Genomic DNA, 17566 nt, shown 5'->3' with positions numbered 1-17566 from the left:
AAAAGGTAATCAAATCCGCGTTGCGATCACCTCGGATATGTTGCGCAATGTCGCGCCTGTCCTAAGCTTCTGACTAGGCGGAAGATATTTGCCGGGTCGCCCCGGAACAATCGCCACGATGCGCAATCATTAGAGCGTGGATATCAAAAGGAGATGCGCATGCTCATCAGGTCACTGACCCTGACACTCTTGCTGGCGATTGCCGGCCCCTTGTTCGCCGCTGACAACGATTCGCCCATCGCCGGGGATATGGGCCGCGCCCGACCGCTGATCGTGATCGCACAAAGCACCGTCGACCCTGTGTGGGTGGCCCTGAAAAAGTCGCTGGAAGATCCCGCCAACAAAAAAGGCGTCACCGACCGCAACATCAAGGTCTACACCATCCTCAACATGGCCGGCCAGCTCGACGGCAAGGACATGGGCCAGCAAGACACCATGGCGCTGCTGCGCTCGCTGAAGCTGGGTGCCGGGGCGTATCCGAAAGTGTTCCTGGTGGGCAAGGACGGCGAGACCAAACTCTCGGCGTCCGGGGATGAAGCGAAAGCGGTGGATCTGAAGAAAATCTTCGACACCATCGACGCCATGCCGATGGCCGAGAAGGAAGCGGCCGCTGCGGCTCAGGCGCCGGTCGCTGCTACGCCGGAACCGGCGAAAGGTGCCAAGAATGCCAAGCCGACCAAGCCTGCGAAACCGGCCAAGCCACCGGAAATGCCGGATGACTAATTAAGGGCGACGCAAATTCCCTGTGGGAGCGAGCCTGCTCGCGAAAGCGGTGTATCAGTCGCCACCATTGTTGACTGACACCCCGCTATCGCGAGCAGGCTCACTCCTACAAAGTTTTAGGTTGCCGTCAGATTTTTAGGATGCTGCTGTCATCTCATTTGCTTTTCTGTTTGTAGAAATCGCCCTCATCAAGCAGGTAAATCAGCACACCTTTGGTATCACCTACGACCAGTGGAGAATGCGTGGTCAACACGAACTGGCAATTGGGAAAGGTCGTACTTAATTGTGCAATCAGACCGAGCTGCCATTGCGGATCCATGCGCAATTCCACTTCGTCGATCAGAACAATGCCGTCGCCGTGCAGGGGGTTGTCCATCGACGGGTTCATCATTGCCAGACGCCTGGCCATATCACCCACCAACGCAATCATCGACCTTTCGCCAAGCGAGAGCTGAGTGACATTGACTGTCGCGCCATGCTTGTCGATTGCCATATGCAGATGGGGCTTGCGTTGTACGCGCAGGTTGGTGAAGTCCGGCATGAACGCAGTCAGAGCCGAACGCACGGCAGTCAATTGGCGATCGCGAGTGGAGGCTTTCACATTGGCCAGGGTTTTCCATACGTCGCTGTCAGTACCGAATTTTTCCGCCATTTCGGCCAGTGCGGTATCGGAAATCCCGCCTTCGTTTTCGCTGTCCTCGCGTTCACGGAACCATTCGAAAAAACTGCGAAAATCGGCACCCCCGTGAAAATTGGTGTCGTAGCCGTCGAGTTGATCGACGGCTTGTTTGCTGCTGATTTTCAGCGGGACTTCAACCACGCAACGTTCGGCTGGGTAATAAGCGATCAGCGGGAGTGAGGCGCTATCGTCGGCGGTGAGTTGAGTGCGGTAGTGGTCTGCAAGCAGTCTGACTTCGTTTAAATATTCACGGCCCGAGACTGCACCTTCTTGGCGACTTCGGGCAGCGCCCCATACGAACAATTCGTTTTCGGAACCCGCATCACTGTCAGCTGCGCGCGGGTGCGAAACGTCGGTGATGCCAATCGAAAGGACGGCTCCTGAGGCGCCGTTGCGAATGTCTTCATCGACAAGGTATTTGCCATTGCCTTTATTGGAGCGAATTTTTGCGATCAGCCAGCTCAGACAGATATTCAGGGATTTAAGAATGGTGGTTTTTCCGCTGCCGTTGTTTCCCACCAACACCGTGATGTTCGAGCGGTGTGTCAGGGTAGGGGCAAACTGAATATCCATGTCTCCAAAGTGTCCGACATCCGTAAGCTTCAAACTTTTGATTTCCATCACTGCGCCCTTCGAATGACTGTTTTTTTGCCCGACGCCATCCTCGTCCAAAGATTGACTCGATGCAGTGTAGATACAACAAATTCATTCGCTAATCCAAAGTCGTTGCAACATGTGCCGGCGGAAATGTCTGACACAAACCCCCTTCAAGTCCCGTGGATTTTTCCTGCAAGTCGCGGCGGCGGTGGTGAACTGGTGGGGTTGGGGGAGGAGGGATAGTCTTCTTTGGCCGCTGCAAAACACAGTGGTCGGGTGTGGAAGTCCGGTGATTCCCGAGAGCGCATTGCGCCTGTAAACACATGTTGGTGGTTTTTATGCCAACATTGTTTGCTTATGGCAGCTATGCGCAGGAGCACTCTCGAGTGCACCGGGTTCCTCGGGTTTCCCCGGACTTCCACACCTGCGCAAAGCTGCCACCCTCTCGTGGAAGTGAGTTCGGCAGTTTTTTCTCTGAATGTCCCGAGGATTTACTAATGAAAAAACACACTCCAAACCCTCCCGAATCCCCCATGGATTCAGGATCCTTCGACGCCAACAACCCCCGCTTACGCAACCCCCGTCACCCCGATCCCATCAGCCACCTCTTCACCATCCTCCCCGATATCGATACACCCACGCTGCTCTGCCACGCTTGCGAAACCCTCGCTTCACTGAACGTCCTGACCACTGACCTCGCCGCAGAGCTGAAAGGTTCACCGCGCAGTCTCGCCTTGTCGATTCAGCAGTTGGCCGTACTCGGCGAGTTGCTGGTCAACCGTGCGCTGGACAATCTCGATCCACCGGCGGCGACGCAACATTGAACAGGGAGGTTAAAACATGACGCGATACATTCCGCTGACCGGGATCGACTGCAAGATTCCCGCTCTGTTGATCGACCGCGAAGCACCGGTGGATGTGCTGCATGGCACGGCGGCTTACCGTTTGCGCTGTGTGACGCAGTTGATGGAGACACTGACGTTGGGTGACGGCAAGGGACATGATGCCTTGCTGCTACAGGATTTCGCCCGGGTGATGGCGATCCCGTTGCGTGACAGTTGCGACTTGATGGATGTCATCGGCTGGAAGTTGCAGGCGCAGCTTTAAAGACAAAAGATCGCAGCCTGCGGCAGCTCCTACATTGACCGAGTGAGAACCCGATCTTGTAGGAACTGCCGCAGGCTGCGATCTTTTGATTTTCAGTCAGCGACAGCGCTGAGGATTTTGTGGGCGATCTTCACCCGCTCAGGAATCGGGAAGTTCTTGTTGGCCATGATCACGATGCCAACATCCTTGCTCGGCACAAACGCCACGTAAGCCCCGAAGCCACCGGTCGAGCCGGTCTTGTTGATCAGCACGTCATGCGGCTGCGGTTGCGGCGGATTCAGCCACTGCACCTTGTGCGCCTCCATGACCATTCCCGTCGAGTTGCCCGCCAGCAAACGATCAAGGCTGATCGGGTAGCGGTACATTTCCCAACCCAGACCTTGGGTCATGTCGCCAACCGTGTAGTACCCGGTGTGGATGTTGGCGATGGTTTTTTGCAGGGAAGCTTCCAGCGTTTCAGGTTTCAGGTTGGCCTGCACGTAACGCAGCATGTCCACGGCGCTGGTTTTTACACCGTAGGCCTGCGCGTCCAGCGCACCGGGGGTGACACGCACCGGTTTGTCGTTCTTGTCATAGCCTTGGGCATACAGGCTCATCTGCGCGGCCGGCACGCTGAGGTAGGTGTGCTGCAAACCGAGTTTCGGCAGCAGGGTTTGTGTCATCGCCTGATCAAACGGTTGGCCCAGGCTTTTCGCGGCCAGATAACCGAACAAACCCAAACTCGGGTTGGAGTACTGGCGATGGCTGCCTGCCGGATAAACCGGTTTCCACTGTTGGAAATAGCCGAGCATCTTGTCAGACGAATCCCATTGCGCCGGGAATTGCAGAGGCAAACCGCCGGCACTGTAGGTGCCCAGTTGCACCACGCTGATGTTGTCGAAGGCACTGCCTTTCAATTCAGGCCAGAGCTGACTGGCCTTGGTCGACAGATCCAGGTTGCCGGTCGCTTGGGCGTAACCGGCGAGGGTGGCGGTGAAGGTTTTGCTCACCGAGCCGATTTCGAACAGGGTGTTTTTGCTGACTGTTTGCCCGGTGTCTTTGTTGGCGACGCCGTAGTTAAAGTAATGCGGCTGACCGTTGATGGTCAGTGCCACGCTCAGGCCGGGAATGTTCTGTTGTTGCATCACGGGCGTTACCGCGTCGTTGACCAATGCTTGCAGCTGCGCAGCGTCGGGCGCGGCTGCGAGGCAGGATGTAGCGCCAAAAAACAGACCGAAAGCGGCGCAGGAAATGACTTTGCTCGATTGAATGGATGACATGAATGAACCACTCTCCATGAGTGTTGATGATGTTATCCCGCTACACTGCGGGCGATTATTTAGTTGGGCGACTGATCAGCGCCGTCAATCTAGTCAGCGCGGCGCCAATCGACAAACGACGAAAACTCGCACGAGCCATTAGAAAAATTTGGGACTGGGCATGATTCGACCGCAATTGCCGCTGAATGCACTGCGCGCCTTTGAAGCCTCCGCGCGCCATTTGAGCTTCACTCGCGCGGCCGTGGAGCTGTGCGTCACCCAGGCTGCTGTCAGCCATCAGGTCAAAAGCCTGGAAGCGCAACTCAACGTCACCCTGTTCAAACGCTTGCCCCGTGGGCTGATGCTGACCAGTGAAGGCGAAACTTTGCTGCCCGTGCTGAGCACCTCGTTCGATCACATCGCGCAGATTCTCGAACGCCTCGCCGGTGGACAGTACCGCGAAATGTTGACGGTCGGCGCGGTCGGTACCTTCGCCGTGGGTTGGCTGTTGCCGAGGCTGGCGGACTTCCGGGCGAAACATCCGCTCATAGATTTGCGGCTGTCGACCAACAACAACCGCGTGGATGTCGCGGCAGAAGGGCTGGATTATGCGATCCGCTTTGGCGCCGGGGCGTGGCATGGCATTGAGGCGACGCGTTTGCTGGAGGCGCCGCTGTCGGTGTTGTGCGTGCCGGACATCGTTCGGCAATTGCATTCGCCGGGGGATTTGCTGCAACAGACTTTGCTGCGTTCCTATCGCACCGATGAATGGCCGGAGTGGTTTCAGGCTGCCGGGTTGGCAACCCATGCAGCGCCGCCGCAGAGCATTGTTTTCGATTCATCGTTGGCGATGATGGAGGCGGCGTTGCAGGGCAGCGGGGTGGCGTTGGCGCCGCCGCTGATGTTCGCCCGGCAACTGGCGGCGGAGGCGATTTGTCAGCCGTTTGCGATTGAGATTACGACGGGGAGTTACTGGTTGACGCGGTTGCAGTCGCGCCCCGAAACGGCGGCGATGCTCGCCTTCAAAACCTGGCTGCTGCAAATCTCTGGTTAATACATAACCCCTGTGGGAGCGAGCCTGCTCGCGAAAGCGGTGTGTCAGTCGACAAAAATGTTGGCTGTTACACCGCATTCGCGAGCAGGCTCGCTCCCACAGGGGAGGGTGGTGGATCGAAGAGAACCTGTTACCGCACCAGACACGGCCGCTTGTTATCGAACTTCCACCCCGGAATCAAAAACTGCATCGCCACGCTGTCATCCCGCGCGCCGAGGCCCATGCCTTTATACAGTTCATGGGCCTTGGCCACCTGATCCATATCCAGTTCGACGCCCAGTCCCGGCTTCTTCGGCACCTGCACCAGACCATCGACAATTTGCAGCGGCGCCTTGGTCAACCGTTGGCCGTCCTGCCAGATCCAGTGGGTGTCGATCGCGGTGATCTCGCCCGGTGCGGCCGCAGCGACATGGGTGAACATCGCCAGCGAGATATCGAAGTGGTTGTTGGAATGCGAACCCCAGGTCAGCCCCCATTCATGGCACATCTGCGCCACGCGCACCGAACCCTGCATGGTCCAGAAGTGCGGGTCGGCCAGCGGGATGTCCACCGACTGCAACTGGATCGCGTGGCCCATTTCGCGCCAGTCAGTGGCGATCATGTTGGTGGCGGTTTTCAGCCCGGTGGCACGGCGAAACTCAGCCATCACTTCGCGGCCGGAATAACCGTTTTCCGCACCGCACGGGTCTTCGGCGTAGGCGAGCACCTGATGCTGGTCGCGGCACAAACGAATGGCTTCTTTCAATGACCACGCACCGTTCGGATCGAGGGTGATGCGCGCCTCGGGAAAGCGTTCGGCCAGCGCTGTGACGGCTTCGATTTCGGCATCACCGCTGAGCACGCCGCCCTTGAGCTTGAAGTCCTTGAAACCGTATTTCGCATGGGCCGCTTCGGCGAGGCGCACCACGGCTTCGGCGCTCATGGCCTTCTCGTGACGCACGCGGAACCAGTCATTGTCGGCGTCCGGTTCGCTGCGATAGGCGAGGTCGGTTTCGCGCTGATCACCAACGTAAAACAGATAGCCGAGCATCTTCACTTCATCGCGTTGCTGGCCTTCGCCAAGCAGCGCCGCCACCGGTACATCAAGATGCTGACCGAGCAGATCGAGCAGCGCGGCTTCGAGGCCAGTCACTGCGTGGATGGTGATGCGCAGGTCAAACGTCTGCAGGCCACGACCGCCGGCATCGCGGTCAGCGAAGGTCTGGCGCACTTGATTGAGGATCTTCTGATAGGTGCCGATCGGGCTGCCGACTACCAGACTGCGTGCATCTTCGAGGGTCTGGCGAATGCGCTCGCCACCGGGCACCTCGCCGACGCCGGTGTGGCCGGCGTTGTCCTTGAGGATGACGATGTTGCGGGTGAAAAACGGCCCGTGGGCGCCACTCAGATTGAGCAGCATGCCGTCATGGCCGGCCACCGGGATGACTTGCATGTCGGTGATGATCGGGGCTTTGGCGGTGTCGTGTGCGGTCATGTTCTTATCCTTTTAATACGCAATCTTTAAAAATGGACGTCAGGCGTGCTTTGGCGCGGCATCGGCCACGGCTATATCAGCAGCAGGTTTCGGGGTGGTGCGCGCGAAGAAGACGATGATTGCGGCGATGATCGAGGTTGCGGCCAGGCCATAGAGGCCGCCCTGAATCGAGCCGGTGTGTTCTTCGAGCAGGCCGAAAGTGGTTGGCGCGACGAAGCCGCCAAGGTTGCCGACCGAGTTGATCAACGCGATCACCGCCGCCGCGATGCGTGCATCCAGATACGCCTGCGGGATCGGCCAGAACAGTGACGAAGCGGATTTGAAACCCAGTGCGGCAAAACAGATCGCAACGAAGGCGAAGATCGGCCCGCCGGTGGTCGACATGAACATCCCCGCAGCGGCGATCAACAGGGCGGTGGCGACCCACGCCTGTTGGTGTTTCCACTTGGCCGAGAACGAGGCGAAGGCGTACATGCCGATGATCGACAGCAACCACGGAATCGAGTTGAACAGGCCGACCTGGAAGTCGCTCATCTCGCCCATTTTCTTGATGATGCTCGGCAGCCAGAAGGTTGCCGCGTAGATGGTCAACTGAATGAAGAAGTAGATCAGGCAGAACAGGATGATCTGGCGGTCCTTGAGCAGTTTGCCCATCGATGGCCGGATCGGCGTCGCGGCTTCGCGGGCCTTCTGTTCAGCGTCGATGGCGTTGACCAGGGCATCCTGTTCGGCGCGGCTCAGCCATTTCGCGTCGTGGGGTTTGGCGTCGAGCCAGAACCAGACGAACACGCACAGGCACACCGAGAACATCCCTTCAATGAAGTACATCCATTGCCAGCCGTGCATGCCCAACCCGTTGATTTGCAGGAGCAGACCGGACAACGGGCCGGAGATCAACGAGGCCACGGCGGAGCCGCTGAGGAAAATCGCAATCGCCTTGCCGCGTTCGGCGCCGGGCAGCCAACGGGTGAAGTAATAGATCACCCCGGGAAAGAACCCGGCCTCGGCAACGCCGAGCAAAAAGCGCAGCACATAGAAGTGGGTTTCGTTCTGGATGAACGCCATGCCGGCGGCGACCAGGCCCCAGGTGAACATGATGCGAGTCAGCCAGATGCGGGCGCCGACTTTCTGCAGCAGCATGTTCGACGGGACTTCGAACAGCGCGTAACCGATGAAGAACAGACCGGCGCCGAAGCCGTAAGCGGCGGCACCAATGCCCAAGTCGTGTTCCATGTGGGTGCGGACGAAACCGATGTTCACCCGGTCAATGTAATTGACGATGAACATGATCACGAAGAGCGGCAGGACGTGGCGTTTCACTTTCGAGATGGCGGACGCGAGTGTCGAATCGACGCCCTCGTTTATCCCGGAGACGGAGGTTTTCACTTGGTTTTCTCCCACTGATTATTTTTATGCGGGGTAGGGCGAGTACTGCGTTGTTGATAGACATCATACAACTGAGATTTTTTGTCCTACAAGTGGGGAGGATCTATTAATTTTCTCTGGAAGGCCGGTTTCTTATGCTTTTTTGTATTTTATCCTAGCGTTTATTGGGTTTTTCACCTTTAGGGTCGCGATAAATTTCCCCGGCTGCGCACGAGTAATCTTCAAGATGTCCTGATTTCTTCCGATTTATTTGAGTGTTGTCATACAAGTTGAGGCGTTAGAATCAATCCCGTCAGCCAGCCTCGCAATGCTACGATCGGCAAGACCCGATCACCGGAACCGACCATGCAAGAAGACCTCGACGCCCCCGCTCGCAAACGTGCGCACAACCTCGCTCATGATCTGGTGGAGAAACTCACCCAGAGCATTCTTCTTGGTCAGCTGTCGCCCGGCGACAAGCTGCCGTCGGAGAATTCCATCGTTCAGGAACACGGCGTCAGCCGTACGGTGGTTCGCGAGGCGATTTCCAAATTGCAGGCCTCCGGGCTGGTGGAGACGCGCCACGGCATCGGCACGTTTGTCATCGAGCGTGCGCCGGAGCAGGGCTTGCGCCTGAATGTCGATACCGCGCTCGGTGTGCGCAGCATTCTCGAACTGCGCCTGGGCCTGGAAACCCAGGCGGCGGCGCTGGCGGCGCAACGCCGTACCGAGCAGCAATTGCTGCAAATGCGTCAGGCGCTGGATGACTACCAGCGGTTACTGGACAACAACGACAGTTGCGTCGAGGCCGATCGACGCTTTCATCTGCTGATCGCCGAAGCCACCGGCAACGTCTGCTTCAGTGAAATCATGCAGCACCTGGGCAGCGCGATGATTCCACGTAACCGGATCAATGCTGCTGAACGCGGTGCGGCGGATCTGAGCAAGCTCGGGCAACTGGCTCATCTGGAGCACGAGGCGATCTTGAACGCGATCAAGCGTCAGGATGCGGATGCGGCGCGGGCAGCCATGTGGCTGCACCTGACCAACAGCCGCGACCGATTTTCCGCGCAGGGTTGAGCGCCGTTGGTCTGTTCGATAGCACGCCGTACACAGGGCTGATTCCAAGTTGTACGGCCCGGGTATTCCGGACCTCCTGAGTGAGGTGTGTCATGGCTAATGATTTGCTGTTTCAGGGCGGTGTGCTGCCGACCGATCCAACCCGGCCGCTGCCCGGTACCGATGAACCGACACTGGCCGATCATGATGCACCGCCGGGGATGAACCCGGGGCGTGATCCGTTGAGCGATGCTGATCGGCCGGAGGATTGGCAGGATCCGCCGGCGGATGATGAGGACGTGCCGCCGGCGGATGAGCCGACGCCGTTGTCGGATGATCGGCGCTGAATCCTGGTTGTTGTGCTGGATTTACCGGCCCCTTCGCGAGCAGGCTCACTCCTACAAGGTTTTGTGGCATGCACAGACTCTATGTACACCCACTGCCCATTGTAGGAGTGAGCCTGCTCGCGATTGCGGAATTGGCTTCAACACATATCCGAGATCAGACCCCGGCAGCCCGAATCACCCCAACCCGCCGCTCCAGATTCAACGCCAACACACTGATCAACACCACCACCGACCCCACCAGCACCTGCAACGTCGGCCGCTCCCCCAACCCAATCGACGCAATCCCCATCGCCGTCGGCGGTATCAGGTACAACGTCATCGTCGCCCGGCTCAAATCCACATGCTTGAGCACAAAGCCCCAAGCCAGATAAGCCAGCGCACTGGGAAACACGCCCAACGCCAACACCGCCCACTGCACCCGCCGCGGCGCATTTATCACGGCGTCACTCAGCCCCGGCAGATAAATCAGCAGCATCAACGTCCCCGACCACACCGCGTAACACGCCAGACTGAAACCGTCGTAACGCCGTGCATGGTGTTTTTGCAGAGCGAAGTAAACGCTCCATGAAACCGCCGCCAACAGGATCAGCAGTGCATGCACATCGATAGCGCCCAAGCCCTTATCGCCGCTGACCACAATCACCACGCCGACAAAACCGAGTAACACACAGCCCCAACGCCAGGCGCTGACCCGATCCTTGAACAAGAACCGCGCCAGCAACGTGCTGAACAGCGGACTCGATTGCGCCAACACACTGGAAGCGCCGGCACTGACGCTTTGCTGGCCGATGTTTAGCGCGACGTGATGCAGGCTGACGGCGAAAAAACCCAGGGCGAACAACAGCGGCACATCGCGCCAGTGCGGCAGGCGAATGCCCTTGAACGCGGCGATCAGTACCATGAACAACGACGCCAAGAGAAACCGCAGCAACGCCAGATGTCCGGGGTCGTAGGCTTGCAGGCCGATGTGAATACCGGTCGGCGAGTAGGCCCAGCAGCCGACGACAAACGCCATCGCCAGAAGGATTTTCAGTGGGGAAGGGTGCGGCATGATCGGCTGCTCAAAAGTGTGAATGCGCTGAGTATCCGGGCGCGCAATCATTCGCCACAACTGACTTATACTGCTCGCAATGTTCACTCAGAGTGATGGTTATGGAACTGGCGCAAATCCGTATGTTCAAGACCGTAGCCGAGCTCGGCAGCATTGCGCGGGCGGCGGAAAAGCTGTTCTGCGTGCCGTCGAACATCACTGCGCGAATCAAGGCGCTCGAGGCGGAACTGGGCGTTGCGCTGTTTCTGCGTGAGGGACGCGGGTTGCGCATCAGTCCGGCGGGGCAGACGTTTCTCGCCTATGCGGAAAAGATTCTGGCGCTGACCGCCGAGGCCAAACGTGCGGTTGATCCTTCATCCGAACCGTCCGGGCCGTTGCGCATTGGCGCGATCGAATCTTCGGCGACCGGGCGCTTGCCGCGCTTGCTGGCAAAGTTTCACAAGCGCTATCCGCAGGTCGCGCTGGAACTCACCACCGGCACTTGGGCGCAGTTGCTCGACGACACCGTCAGCCACCGCCTCGATGGCGCGATTGTCGCGGTGGATGTCGAACGTTCGCAGCTCAAGCGCACGCCGATGTATCGCGAGGAATTGCTGTTGATCGCGTCGACCTCGTTCGGGCCAGTGCGCAGCATCGAGGATCTGCAGGACAAAACCGTGTTCATGTGGCCGCAGGGTTGTCCGTATCGGGCGGCGCTGGAGCATTGGTTGTTGCGTCAGGGGTTGTCGCTGCCGATCGTCAGTCTCGCCAGTTATGGTGCGATTGTGGGGTGTGTGAGTGCCGGGGCAGGGGTGGCGCTGGTGCCCAAGGGCGTGTTTGAGCAGTACGCGAAAGGGGCTGGGTGTGTGGGGTATGAGTTTGCGGAGCTGGCGGCCGTCGATAACTTGTTTTACTGGCATGAAAACGCCGGGGTGCACCCGGCGCGGGAGGCGTTTGTGGCGATGTTGCGGGAGGAGTTTGTTGCGTAGGAAAAGCTTACCCTCACCCCAGCCCTCTCCCGGAGGGAGAGGGGGCTGACCGAGGTGTCATGCGTTATACGTCGACCTGATCGACCGAGTCGATTATGGATTTAGACAAGCTGAACAATCGGGTCGATTATGGATTCAGCCAAGCTGAACAATCGAGTCGATTATGGATTAAATCAAGTCCAGTGTGCTTGATCGGAAGAGTTGATTTTGGATTCGGCGCAGCACGGTCAGGTCGGTGAACTTCTCCAATATCCCCCAATCAGTCCCCTCTCCCTCTGGGAGAGGGCTAGGGTGAGGGGCTTTTCCAGGCACTCCCGATATCCCGCATCAACAACCCAAACCGCAAATCCACCCCCTCCGGAATCGGCACATAAACCGTATGCCCATCCCCCGGTGCCAAGTCGATCGCCTCACCCTTAACACTCTGCAACTCATGCAAATCAAAATGAAAATTGCCCATGGGCGTCATCAATTCCAGATGATCACCCAGTGCAAAACGGTTCTTCACCTTGACCTCAGCCAGCCGATCCCGTCGCTCACCAGTCAGCTCACCCACGAACTGCTGACGCTCCGATACCGAGCTGCCATTCTGATAATTCTGATACTCGTCATGCACATGCCGACGCAGGAAACCCTCGGTGTAGCCACGCTGCGCCAGTGACTCCAGATCGGTCATCAGGCTGCGATCGAACTCACGCCCGGCCACCGCATCATCAATCGCCCGGCGATACACCTGAGTGGTGCGCGCGCAATAGAAGTGCGACTTGGTCCGGCCCTCGATCTTCAAGGAATGCACGCCCATGCGCGCCAGACGCTCGACGTGCTGCACCGCGCGCAGGTCCTTGGCGTTCATGATGTAGGTGCCGTGCTCGTCTTCGAACGCCGGCATCAATTCATCGGGGCGATTCGCTTCCTGCAACAGAAACACCTGATCGGTGGGCGCGCCCAGACCCAGTGTCGGCTCAGGCTGGAAGGTCTGAACGATCTCGCCGAGCTGATTCTCCGTGGCCTCTTGCGCCGAGTATTTCCAGCGACAGGCGTTGGTGCAGGTGCCCTGATTGGCGTCGCGTTTGTTCATGTAACCCGACAACAGGCAGCGCCCGGAATAGGCCATGCACAGCGCGCCATGAACGAACACTTCCAGCTCCATGCCCGGCACCTGTTCGCGGATTTCGCCGATTTCCTCCAGCGACAATTCCCGCGACAGGATGATCCGGCTCAGCCCCTGTTGCTGCCAGAACTCGACGCTCGCCCAGTTCACCGTGTTCGCCTGAACGGAAAGGTGGATCGGCATCTGCGGGAAATGCCGGCGTACCAGCATGATCAGCCCCGGGTCGGACATGATCAGCGCATTCGGCGCCATTTCGATGACCGGCGCCAGATCCTTGAGAAAGGTTTTCAGTTTGGCGTTGTGCGGGGCGATGTTGACCACCACGTAGAAGCGCTTGCCCTGCGCCTGGGCTTCACGAATGCCCAACGCCAGGTTGGCGTGATCGAACTCGTTGTTGCGCACCCGCAGGCTATAACGCGGCTGACCGGCATAGACTGCATCGGCGCCGTAGGCGAAGGCGTAGCGCATGTTTTTCAGGGTGCCGGCGGGAGCGAGCAGTTCGGGGGCGGCGAGGATCGAGGTCATGGCGGTGTCGGTCGCAAAAGCGCGGCAGGGTAAGTCAGATGCGGTGAGGGTTTGTTGATCTGGATCTATGCTCCATGAATAAAGATGGCACTCGTGCACGCCCCGGTTGACTAAGCATCGGGGCGTGCATGACGCCTGACTGACATGGATCGGACATGAACGAAAAAAGCCTTCAATTCAAATCCCTCACCGTGCTGCTGTTGCTGGTCACGGTGGCGTTTATCTGGATCCTCTTGCCGTTCTACGGCGCGGTGTTCTGGGCGGTGATTCTCGGCATTGTATTTGCGCCGATGCAACGCCGGCTGCAGGCTAAATTCGGCTGGCAGCGCAACCTGACGTCGCTGTGTACCTTATCGATCTGCCTGGTGATTGCGATTCTGCCGGTGATCATCCTCAGTGTGCTGCTGGTGCAGGAAGGCGCGGCGGTCTACAAGAATATCGAAAGCGGTGAGCTGGACATTGCCGCGTATCTGGCTCAGTTCAAGCACAGCTTGCCGCCATACTTTCAGCACTTGCTCGACCGTTTCGGCATGGGCGAACTCAATGGCCTGCGCGAGAAAATCGTCAAATCGGCGATGCAGGGCAGTCAGGTCCTGGCCACTCAAGCGTTCAGTTTTGGTCAGGGTACGTTCGAGTTCGTGGTGAGTTTTTTCATCATGTTGTATCTGCTGTTTTTCTTCTTGCGCGACGGCGCCGAACTGGCGCGCAAAGTGCGCACCGCCGTGCCACTGGAGGAAGGCCACAAGCGGCGCTTGCAGTTGAAGTTCAACCGCGTGGTACGGGCGACGGTGAAGGGCAATCTCGTAGTCGCGGTGACTCAAGGCGCGCTGGGCGGAGCGATTTTCTGGTTTCTCGACATCCCCAGCGCATTGCTCTGGGCGGTGTTGATGGGGTTTTTGTCGCTGCTGCCAGCAGTGGGCGCGGGGATTGTCTGGGCGCCGGTCGCGGTGTATTTCCTGCTCAGCGGGATGATCTGGCAAGGCGTGGTTCTGGGCTTGTTCGGGGTGTTTGTGATCGGGTTGGTGGACAACGTGATGCGACCGATTCTGGTGGGCAAGGACACCAAAATGCCCGATTACATGATTCTGATTTCGACCCTTGGCGGTCTGGCAGTGTTCGGCCTCAACGGCTTTGTGATCGGCCCGTTGATCGCGGCGCTGTTCATGTCGAGCTGGGCGTTGTTCGCCGAGACCAAGCCCAAGGTGCAACTGCCTTAAGCGTGGAACGGCTCGCTGACGATCTTCTGCGACAGTGCCTGCGCCGCGGGCAGCGAAGTGAGCGGGCCGCTGATCGCTTCACCGTCGCGCATCAGATACCAGCAGGCGAGCAAGCCCGATGCTCTGAGCGAGGCGGGAACGGCGCTGCCGATAACGGACATGATTTGAACCTGAGCCATGACGAGTACCTCCATCTAACAATGGAGCTACCTTAGAGATTCGCCGCTTCTACGGACAATCAACGCTTTCGATAGTAGTCATTGACGCCATTGAGGCTTCAGTCGACCACTTGATCAAGCATGTGCATGACTTCGCGTTCGTTGAGCAAACCTTTGTGCACCAGATTCTCCGCCAGCAGCGAAAGAAACTTGGCGCAGCGGTGGCCTTCCAGGTGCTTGAGTTCGGTCAGCGCGCTGTACACCTTGCTTGAGGTGCACAGGCCGACGATGCGGTGCGGGTTTTGTGTTGGCATACAGTCGTCCTTGTTGTTATCAACCTGTTGTTTACGGACGGATTCAGATTGCGGTTCCGTCATGACAAATAAGTGACCGTTTTGTGGAAATCTACATAACGGTCGAGTCAATCATGCCGACTTTAGCCGGTGAAACTGTCCTCACAGCGACCTTGGCGAGATTTTTTCAGACGCTCGCCGACCAACGGTCATAAAAAAGCCCCGCTATAAAAGCGGGGCTCTGTTTTTTGGTTACCAGCGTGGACCGCCATAATAGCCATGTGGCCGGCCGTAATAACCGCGAGGCGGGCCGTAGTAGACGGGGGCCTGTTGGATGTAAACCGGCTGTTGCACATACACCGGCGCCGGCTGGTAGTAGACCGGTGGTGGTGGCTGCTGCACGTAGACCGGTTGCGGTTGAACATAAACCGGCTGTTGTTGCACATACACTGGCCGATCCTGGTTGATCAGTGCCGAGCCGATGATGGCCGAGCCGACGATCGCGCCAAACACCGCAGGGCCTTGCCAGCCGTGGCCACCACCGGCTTCTGCCTGACCAGTGACAGCGAGTGCGCCAATCAACAAGGCCAGAATGGGGAGTTTACGAATCATGATAAGTCCTCGGTTCTTCGACCCGGCGGCAGGGCCTGCACCAGGCCCACAGTTGTCGCGGGGATACTTCTAAGACAGCGAAATTCTGAAAATCAGCACAGCCGCTGGGTAAATTTTGTGTAAGGTCTGTACCGGCTTCTTTACCGGGCCGTGCAAGGGCCACAGAACACGTTTAAAACAGGCCTTTATGATCGTTCAGAACCCGATGGGCTGGCTAATCCCGTCTATCCGAAAGTGCGTTTGAAGGAGAAGTTTCATGCAGATGAACCCGAACAAAGACACCCAACTGTGCATGTCCCTGTCGGGGCGCCCGGGCAATTTCGGTCTGCGTTTTCATAACCATTTGTATGAGCAGTTGGGCCTGAATTTCTATTACAAGGCGTTCAGCAGCCAGGATCTGACGGGTGCCGTGGGCGGCATTCGTGCCTTGGGCATTCGCGGTTGCGGCGTGTCGATGCCGTTCAAGGAAGCGTGCATCGCGCTGGTCGATGAACTGGATGCGTCGGCAGCGGCGATCCAGTCGATCAATACCATCGTCAATACCGACGGCCATCTGAAGGCTTACAACACCGATTACATTGCCGTCGCGCAGTTGCTGGAAACCCACGCGGTGCCCAAGGATTCGACCTTCGCCCTGCGTGGCAGCGGCGGTATGGCCAAAGCGGTGGCCAGTGCCCTGCGTGACGGTGGTTATAAAAACGGTTTGATCGTTGCGCGCAATGAGCGGGCAGGGCGTGCGTTGGCGGATTCGCTGGGTTATCGCTGGCAGGCTGAGCTGGGTGATGAGCGTCCGCAGATGCTGATCAACGTGACGCCGGTGGGCATGGACGGCGGACCGGAGGCGGGGCAGTTGGCGTTTGAGCCTCAAGTTATTGCTGCGGCTGAGACGGTATTTGATGTGGTCGCGATTCCGTCGGAGACGCCGCTGATCGTGCGCGCTCGGGCCGAGGGCAAGCGGGTGATTACCGGGCTTGAGGTGATAGCGATTCAGGCGCTGGAGCAGTTTGTCCTGTACACCGGCGTGCGCCCGACTGAAGAGCAGTTTGCGGCGGCGGTGGCGTTTGCCCGGAGCTGATGGGTTGTGGTGGCTGGGCGGGCCTCTTCGCGAGCAGGCTCGCTCCCACAGTTGAATTTTTGTCATACACAGATTGTGTGTTCGCTGTAGATCCCCTGTGGGAGCGAGCCTGCTCGCGAATGCGGTGTGTCATTCAAAAATGATGTAGCTGACAGAACCTCTTCGCGAGCAGGCTCGCTCCCACAATAAAACGGTGGTGATTATTCGAGGCGGGCCAGGCGCTCTTCCAGCGCGGCAATCCGCGCTTCCAGCTCTTCGATGCGCTCAACCGAAACGCCAGTGCTGGCACTGCGATCCTGCGGATTCTGCCGCGCTGCCATGATCGCCTCGCTGTCCGCCGGATCTCCGAGGGCATGGGTATAACGATCTTCACGCTGCCCGGCCTGGCGCGGAATCAACACCGCCAGCCCCCGCGCAATCAAACGCTCAAGCTGATGCACCACTTGCTCGGTGTCTTCAAATTCATGCATACGCCCGCTGCGGGTCAGCAGCTCATTAACGGTTTGTGGGCCGCGCAGAAACATCAATCCGCTCAGAATCACCTGCGCCGGCACCAGCTCCAGCGCCTTGTCGACCTTGTGCTCCCAGCGGTCGGCGCGACTGCCCATCACCAGCTTGGCGAAACCGCGACCCTCCAGCGCCCGCAAACTCTGCCCGACCTGGCCCTGGGTCAGGTTCATCACCGGTTCGCGGCTGGTTTTCTGATTGCAGGCCGTGACCAGCGCATTGAGCGTCAGCGGATAGGTTTCCGGGCTGGTGGCCTGTTTCTCGATCAACGAGCCGAGGATGCGGATTTCCGTGGCGTTGAGCCGTGGCTCGTCGAAGGTGGATTCTGGTTCTGTGGTCATCGCGCGTTCCCTCTGCAGTCGAAGGCGCCTAGCCTAATCCTTGCCAAACAAAAGGCAAGCCGTGT

The 17566-nt window shown here is 58.5% G+C and carries 19 protein-coding genes; 9 read left to right on the top strand and 10 right to left on the bottom strand.

Annotated elements, in window-relative coordinates; all coding sequences use genetic code 11:
• Window positions 1-159 precede the first annotated feature (159 nt).
• Complete coding sequence (locus HU718_RS19915; protein ID WP_150708979.1) at window positions 160-723, top strand: DUF4174 domain-containing protein; 564 nt, start codon at window positions 160-162, stop codon at window positions 721-723.
• A 154-nt stretch (window positions 724-877) separates the two neighbouring features.
• Here HU718_RS19915 and HU718_RS19910 read toward each other — a convergent pair whose 3' ends face one another.
• Entirely contained in the window at window positions 878-2074 is a 1197-nt protein-coding gene (locus HU718_RS19910) for an AAA family ATPase (protein WP_225936813.1), read from the bottom strand.
• A gap of 422 nt (window positions 2075-2496) precedes the next feature.
• On the opposite strand from HU718_RS19910, the gene HU718_RS19905 reads away from it, so the two are divergent.
• Together HU718_RS19905 and HU718_RS19900 are read left to right on the top strand one after the other, a co-directional pair.
• Entirely contained in the window at window positions 2497-2823 is a 327-nt protein-coding gene (locus tag HU718_RS19905) for a DUF6124 family protein (protein WP_186616238.1), read from the top strand.
• 16 nt (window positions 2824-2839) lie between these two features.
• Window positions 2840-3106, top strand: a complete 267-nt coding sequence (locus tag HU718_RS19900) for a hypothetical protein (RefSeq protein WP_150708976.1) — start codon at window positions 2840-2842, stop codon at window positions 3104-3106.
• Between the two features lie 92 nt (window positions 3107-3198).
• Here HU718_RS19900 and ampC read toward each other — a convergent pair whose 3' ends face one another.
• Window positions 3199-4365, bottom strand: a complete 1167-nt coding sequence (gene ampC / locus HU718_RS19895) for a class C beta-lactamase (protein ID WP_150731220.1) — start codon at window positions 4363-4365, stop codon at window positions 3199-3201.
• 160 nt (window positions 4366-4525) lie between these two features.
• Here ampC and HU718_RS19890 point away from each other — a divergent pair, with 160 nt between their 5' ends.
• Window positions 4526-5398: a LysR family transcriptional regulator gene (locus tag HU718_RS19890; protein WP_186616237.1), complete on the top strand. Its 873-nt coding sequence runs from the start codon at window positions 4526-4528 to the stop codon at window positions 5396-5398.
• A gap of 130 nt (window positions 5399-5528) precedes the next feature.
• Here HU718_RS19890 and gudD read toward each other — a convergent pair whose 3' ends face one another.
• Together gudD and HU718_RS19880 are read right to left on the bottom strand one after the other, a co-directional pair.
• Window positions 5529-6872, bottom strand: coding sequence for a glucarate dehydratase (gudD, locus tag HU718_RS19885; protein WP_150731218.1), 1344 nt, complete (start codon window positions 6870-6872; stop codon window positions 5529-5531).
• A gap of 39 nt (window positions 6873-6911) precedes the next feature.
• On the bottom strand, window positions 6912-8258 hold the full coding sequence (locus HU718_RS19880) for an MFS transporter (RefSeq protein ID WP_134178303.1): 1347 nt from the start codon (window positions 8256-8258) through the stop codon (window positions 6912-6914).
• 345 nt (window positions 8259-8603) lie between these two features.
• On the opposite strand from HU718_RS19880, the gene HU718_RS19875 reads away from it, so the two are divergent.
• Window positions 8604-9317 carry a FadR/GntR family transcriptional regulator gene (locus tag HU718_RS19875; RefSeq protein ID WP_095121179.1) on the top strand — a complete coding sequence of 238 codons (714 nt, stop codon included), beginning with the start codon at window positions 8604-8606 and terminating at the stop codon, window positions 9315-9317.
• A 92-nt stretch (window positions 9318-9409) separates the two neighbouring features.
• Window positions 9410-9643, top strand: a complete 234-nt coding sequence (locus HU718_RS19870; RefSeq protein WP_186616236.1) for a hypothetical protein — start codon at window positions 9410-9412, stop codon at window positions 9641-9643.
• Window positions 9644-9797: 154 nt separating this feature from the next.
• Here HU718_RS19870 and HU718_RS19865 read toward each other — a convergent pair whose 3' ends face one another.
• On the bottom strand, window positions 9798-10694 hold the full coding sequence (locus HU718_RS19865) for a DMT family transporter (protein ID WP_186616235.1): 897 nt from the start codon (window positions 10692-10694) through the stop codon (window positions 9798-9800).
• A gap of 101 nt (window positions 10695-10795) precedes the next feature.
• On the opposite strand from HU718_RS19865, the gene HU718_RS19860 reads away from it, so the two are divergent.
• Window positions 10796-11662: a LysR family transcriptional regulator gene (locus HU718_RS19860; protein ID WP_150708968.1), complete on the top strand. Its 867-nt coding sequence runs from the start codon at window positions 10796-10798 to the stop codon at window positions 11660-11662.
• Window positions 11663-11948: 286 nt separating this feature from the next.
• Here HU718_RS19860 and trhP read toward each other — a convergent pair whose 3' ends face one another.
• Window positions 11949-13298 (bottom strand): prephenate-dependent tRNA uridine(34) hydroxylase TrhP, encoded by a 1350-nt coding sequence (trhP, locus tag HU718_RS19855; RefSeq protein ID WP_186616234.1) that lies wholly within the window; start codon window positions 13296-13298, stop codon window positions 11949-11951.
• A 155-nt stretch (window positions 13299-13453) separates the two neighbouring features.
• On the opposite strand from trhP, the gene HU718_RS19850 reads away from it, so the two are divergent.
• Window positions 13454-14515 (top strand): AI-2E family transporter, encoded by a 1062-nt coding sequence (locus tag HU718_RS19850; protein WP_095121184.1) that lies wholly within the window; start codon window positions 13454-13456, stop codon window positions 14513-14515.
• On the opposite strand, the gene HU718_RS19845 is transcribed toward HU718_RS19850, so the two are convergent.
• From HU718_RS19845 to HU718_RS19835, 3 genes are all read right to left on the bottom strand, one after another.
• On the bottom strand, window positions 14512-14694 hold the full coding sequence (locus HU718_RS19845; RefSeq protein ID WP_007917359.1) for a hypothetical protein: 183 nt from the start codon (window positions 14692-14694) through the stop codon (window positions 14512-14514). The two genes, HU718_RS19850 and HU718_RS19845, sit on opposite strands and share 4 nt — an antisense overlap.
• 98 nt (window positions 14695-14792) lie before the next feature.
• The gene (locus tag HU718_RS19840; protein ID WP_016984641.1) at window positions 14793-14987 is read right to left on the bottom strand and encodes a hypothetical protein; all 195 of its coding nucleotides are present in this window, start codon (window positions 14985-14987) and stop codon (window positions 14793-14795) included.
• 231 nt (window positions 14988-15218) lie between these two features.
• A complete protein-coding gene (locus tag HU718_RS19835) occupies window positions 15219-15578 on the bottom strand; it encodes a hypothetical protein (protein WP_007917357.1) in 360 nt (119 codons plus the stop codon).
• A 256-nt stretch (window positions 15579-15834) separates the two neighbouring features.
• On the opposite strand from HU718_RS19835, the gene HU718_RS19830 reads away from it, so the two are divergent.
• Window positions 15835-16653, top strand: a complete 819-nt coding sequence (locus HU718_RS19830) for a shikimate 5-dehydrogenase (protein WP_186616233.1) — start codon at window positions 15835-15837, stop codon at window positions 16651-16653.
• Between the two features lie 200 nt (window positions 16654-16853).
• Here HU718_RS19830 and HU718_RS19825 read toward each other — a convergent pair whose 3' ends face one another.
• Window positions 16854-17501 (bottom strand): YceH family protein, encoded by a 648-nt coding sequence (locus tag HU718_RS19825; RefSeq protein ID WP_150708964.1) that lies wholly within the window; start codon window positions 17499-17501, stop codon window positions 16854-16856.
• Window positions 17502-17566: the final 65 nt, after the last annotated feature.

It is taken from the genome of Pseudomonas tensinigenes, assembly GCF_014268445.2.
Classification (GTDB): domain Bacteria; phylum Pseudomonadota; class Gammaproteobacteria; order Pseudomonadales; family Pseudomonadaceae; genus Aquipseudomonas; species Aquipseudomonas tensinigenes.
Note: the sequence above shows the minus strand (reverse complement) of the source record. Positions and strands in the feature narration are given on the sequence as shown.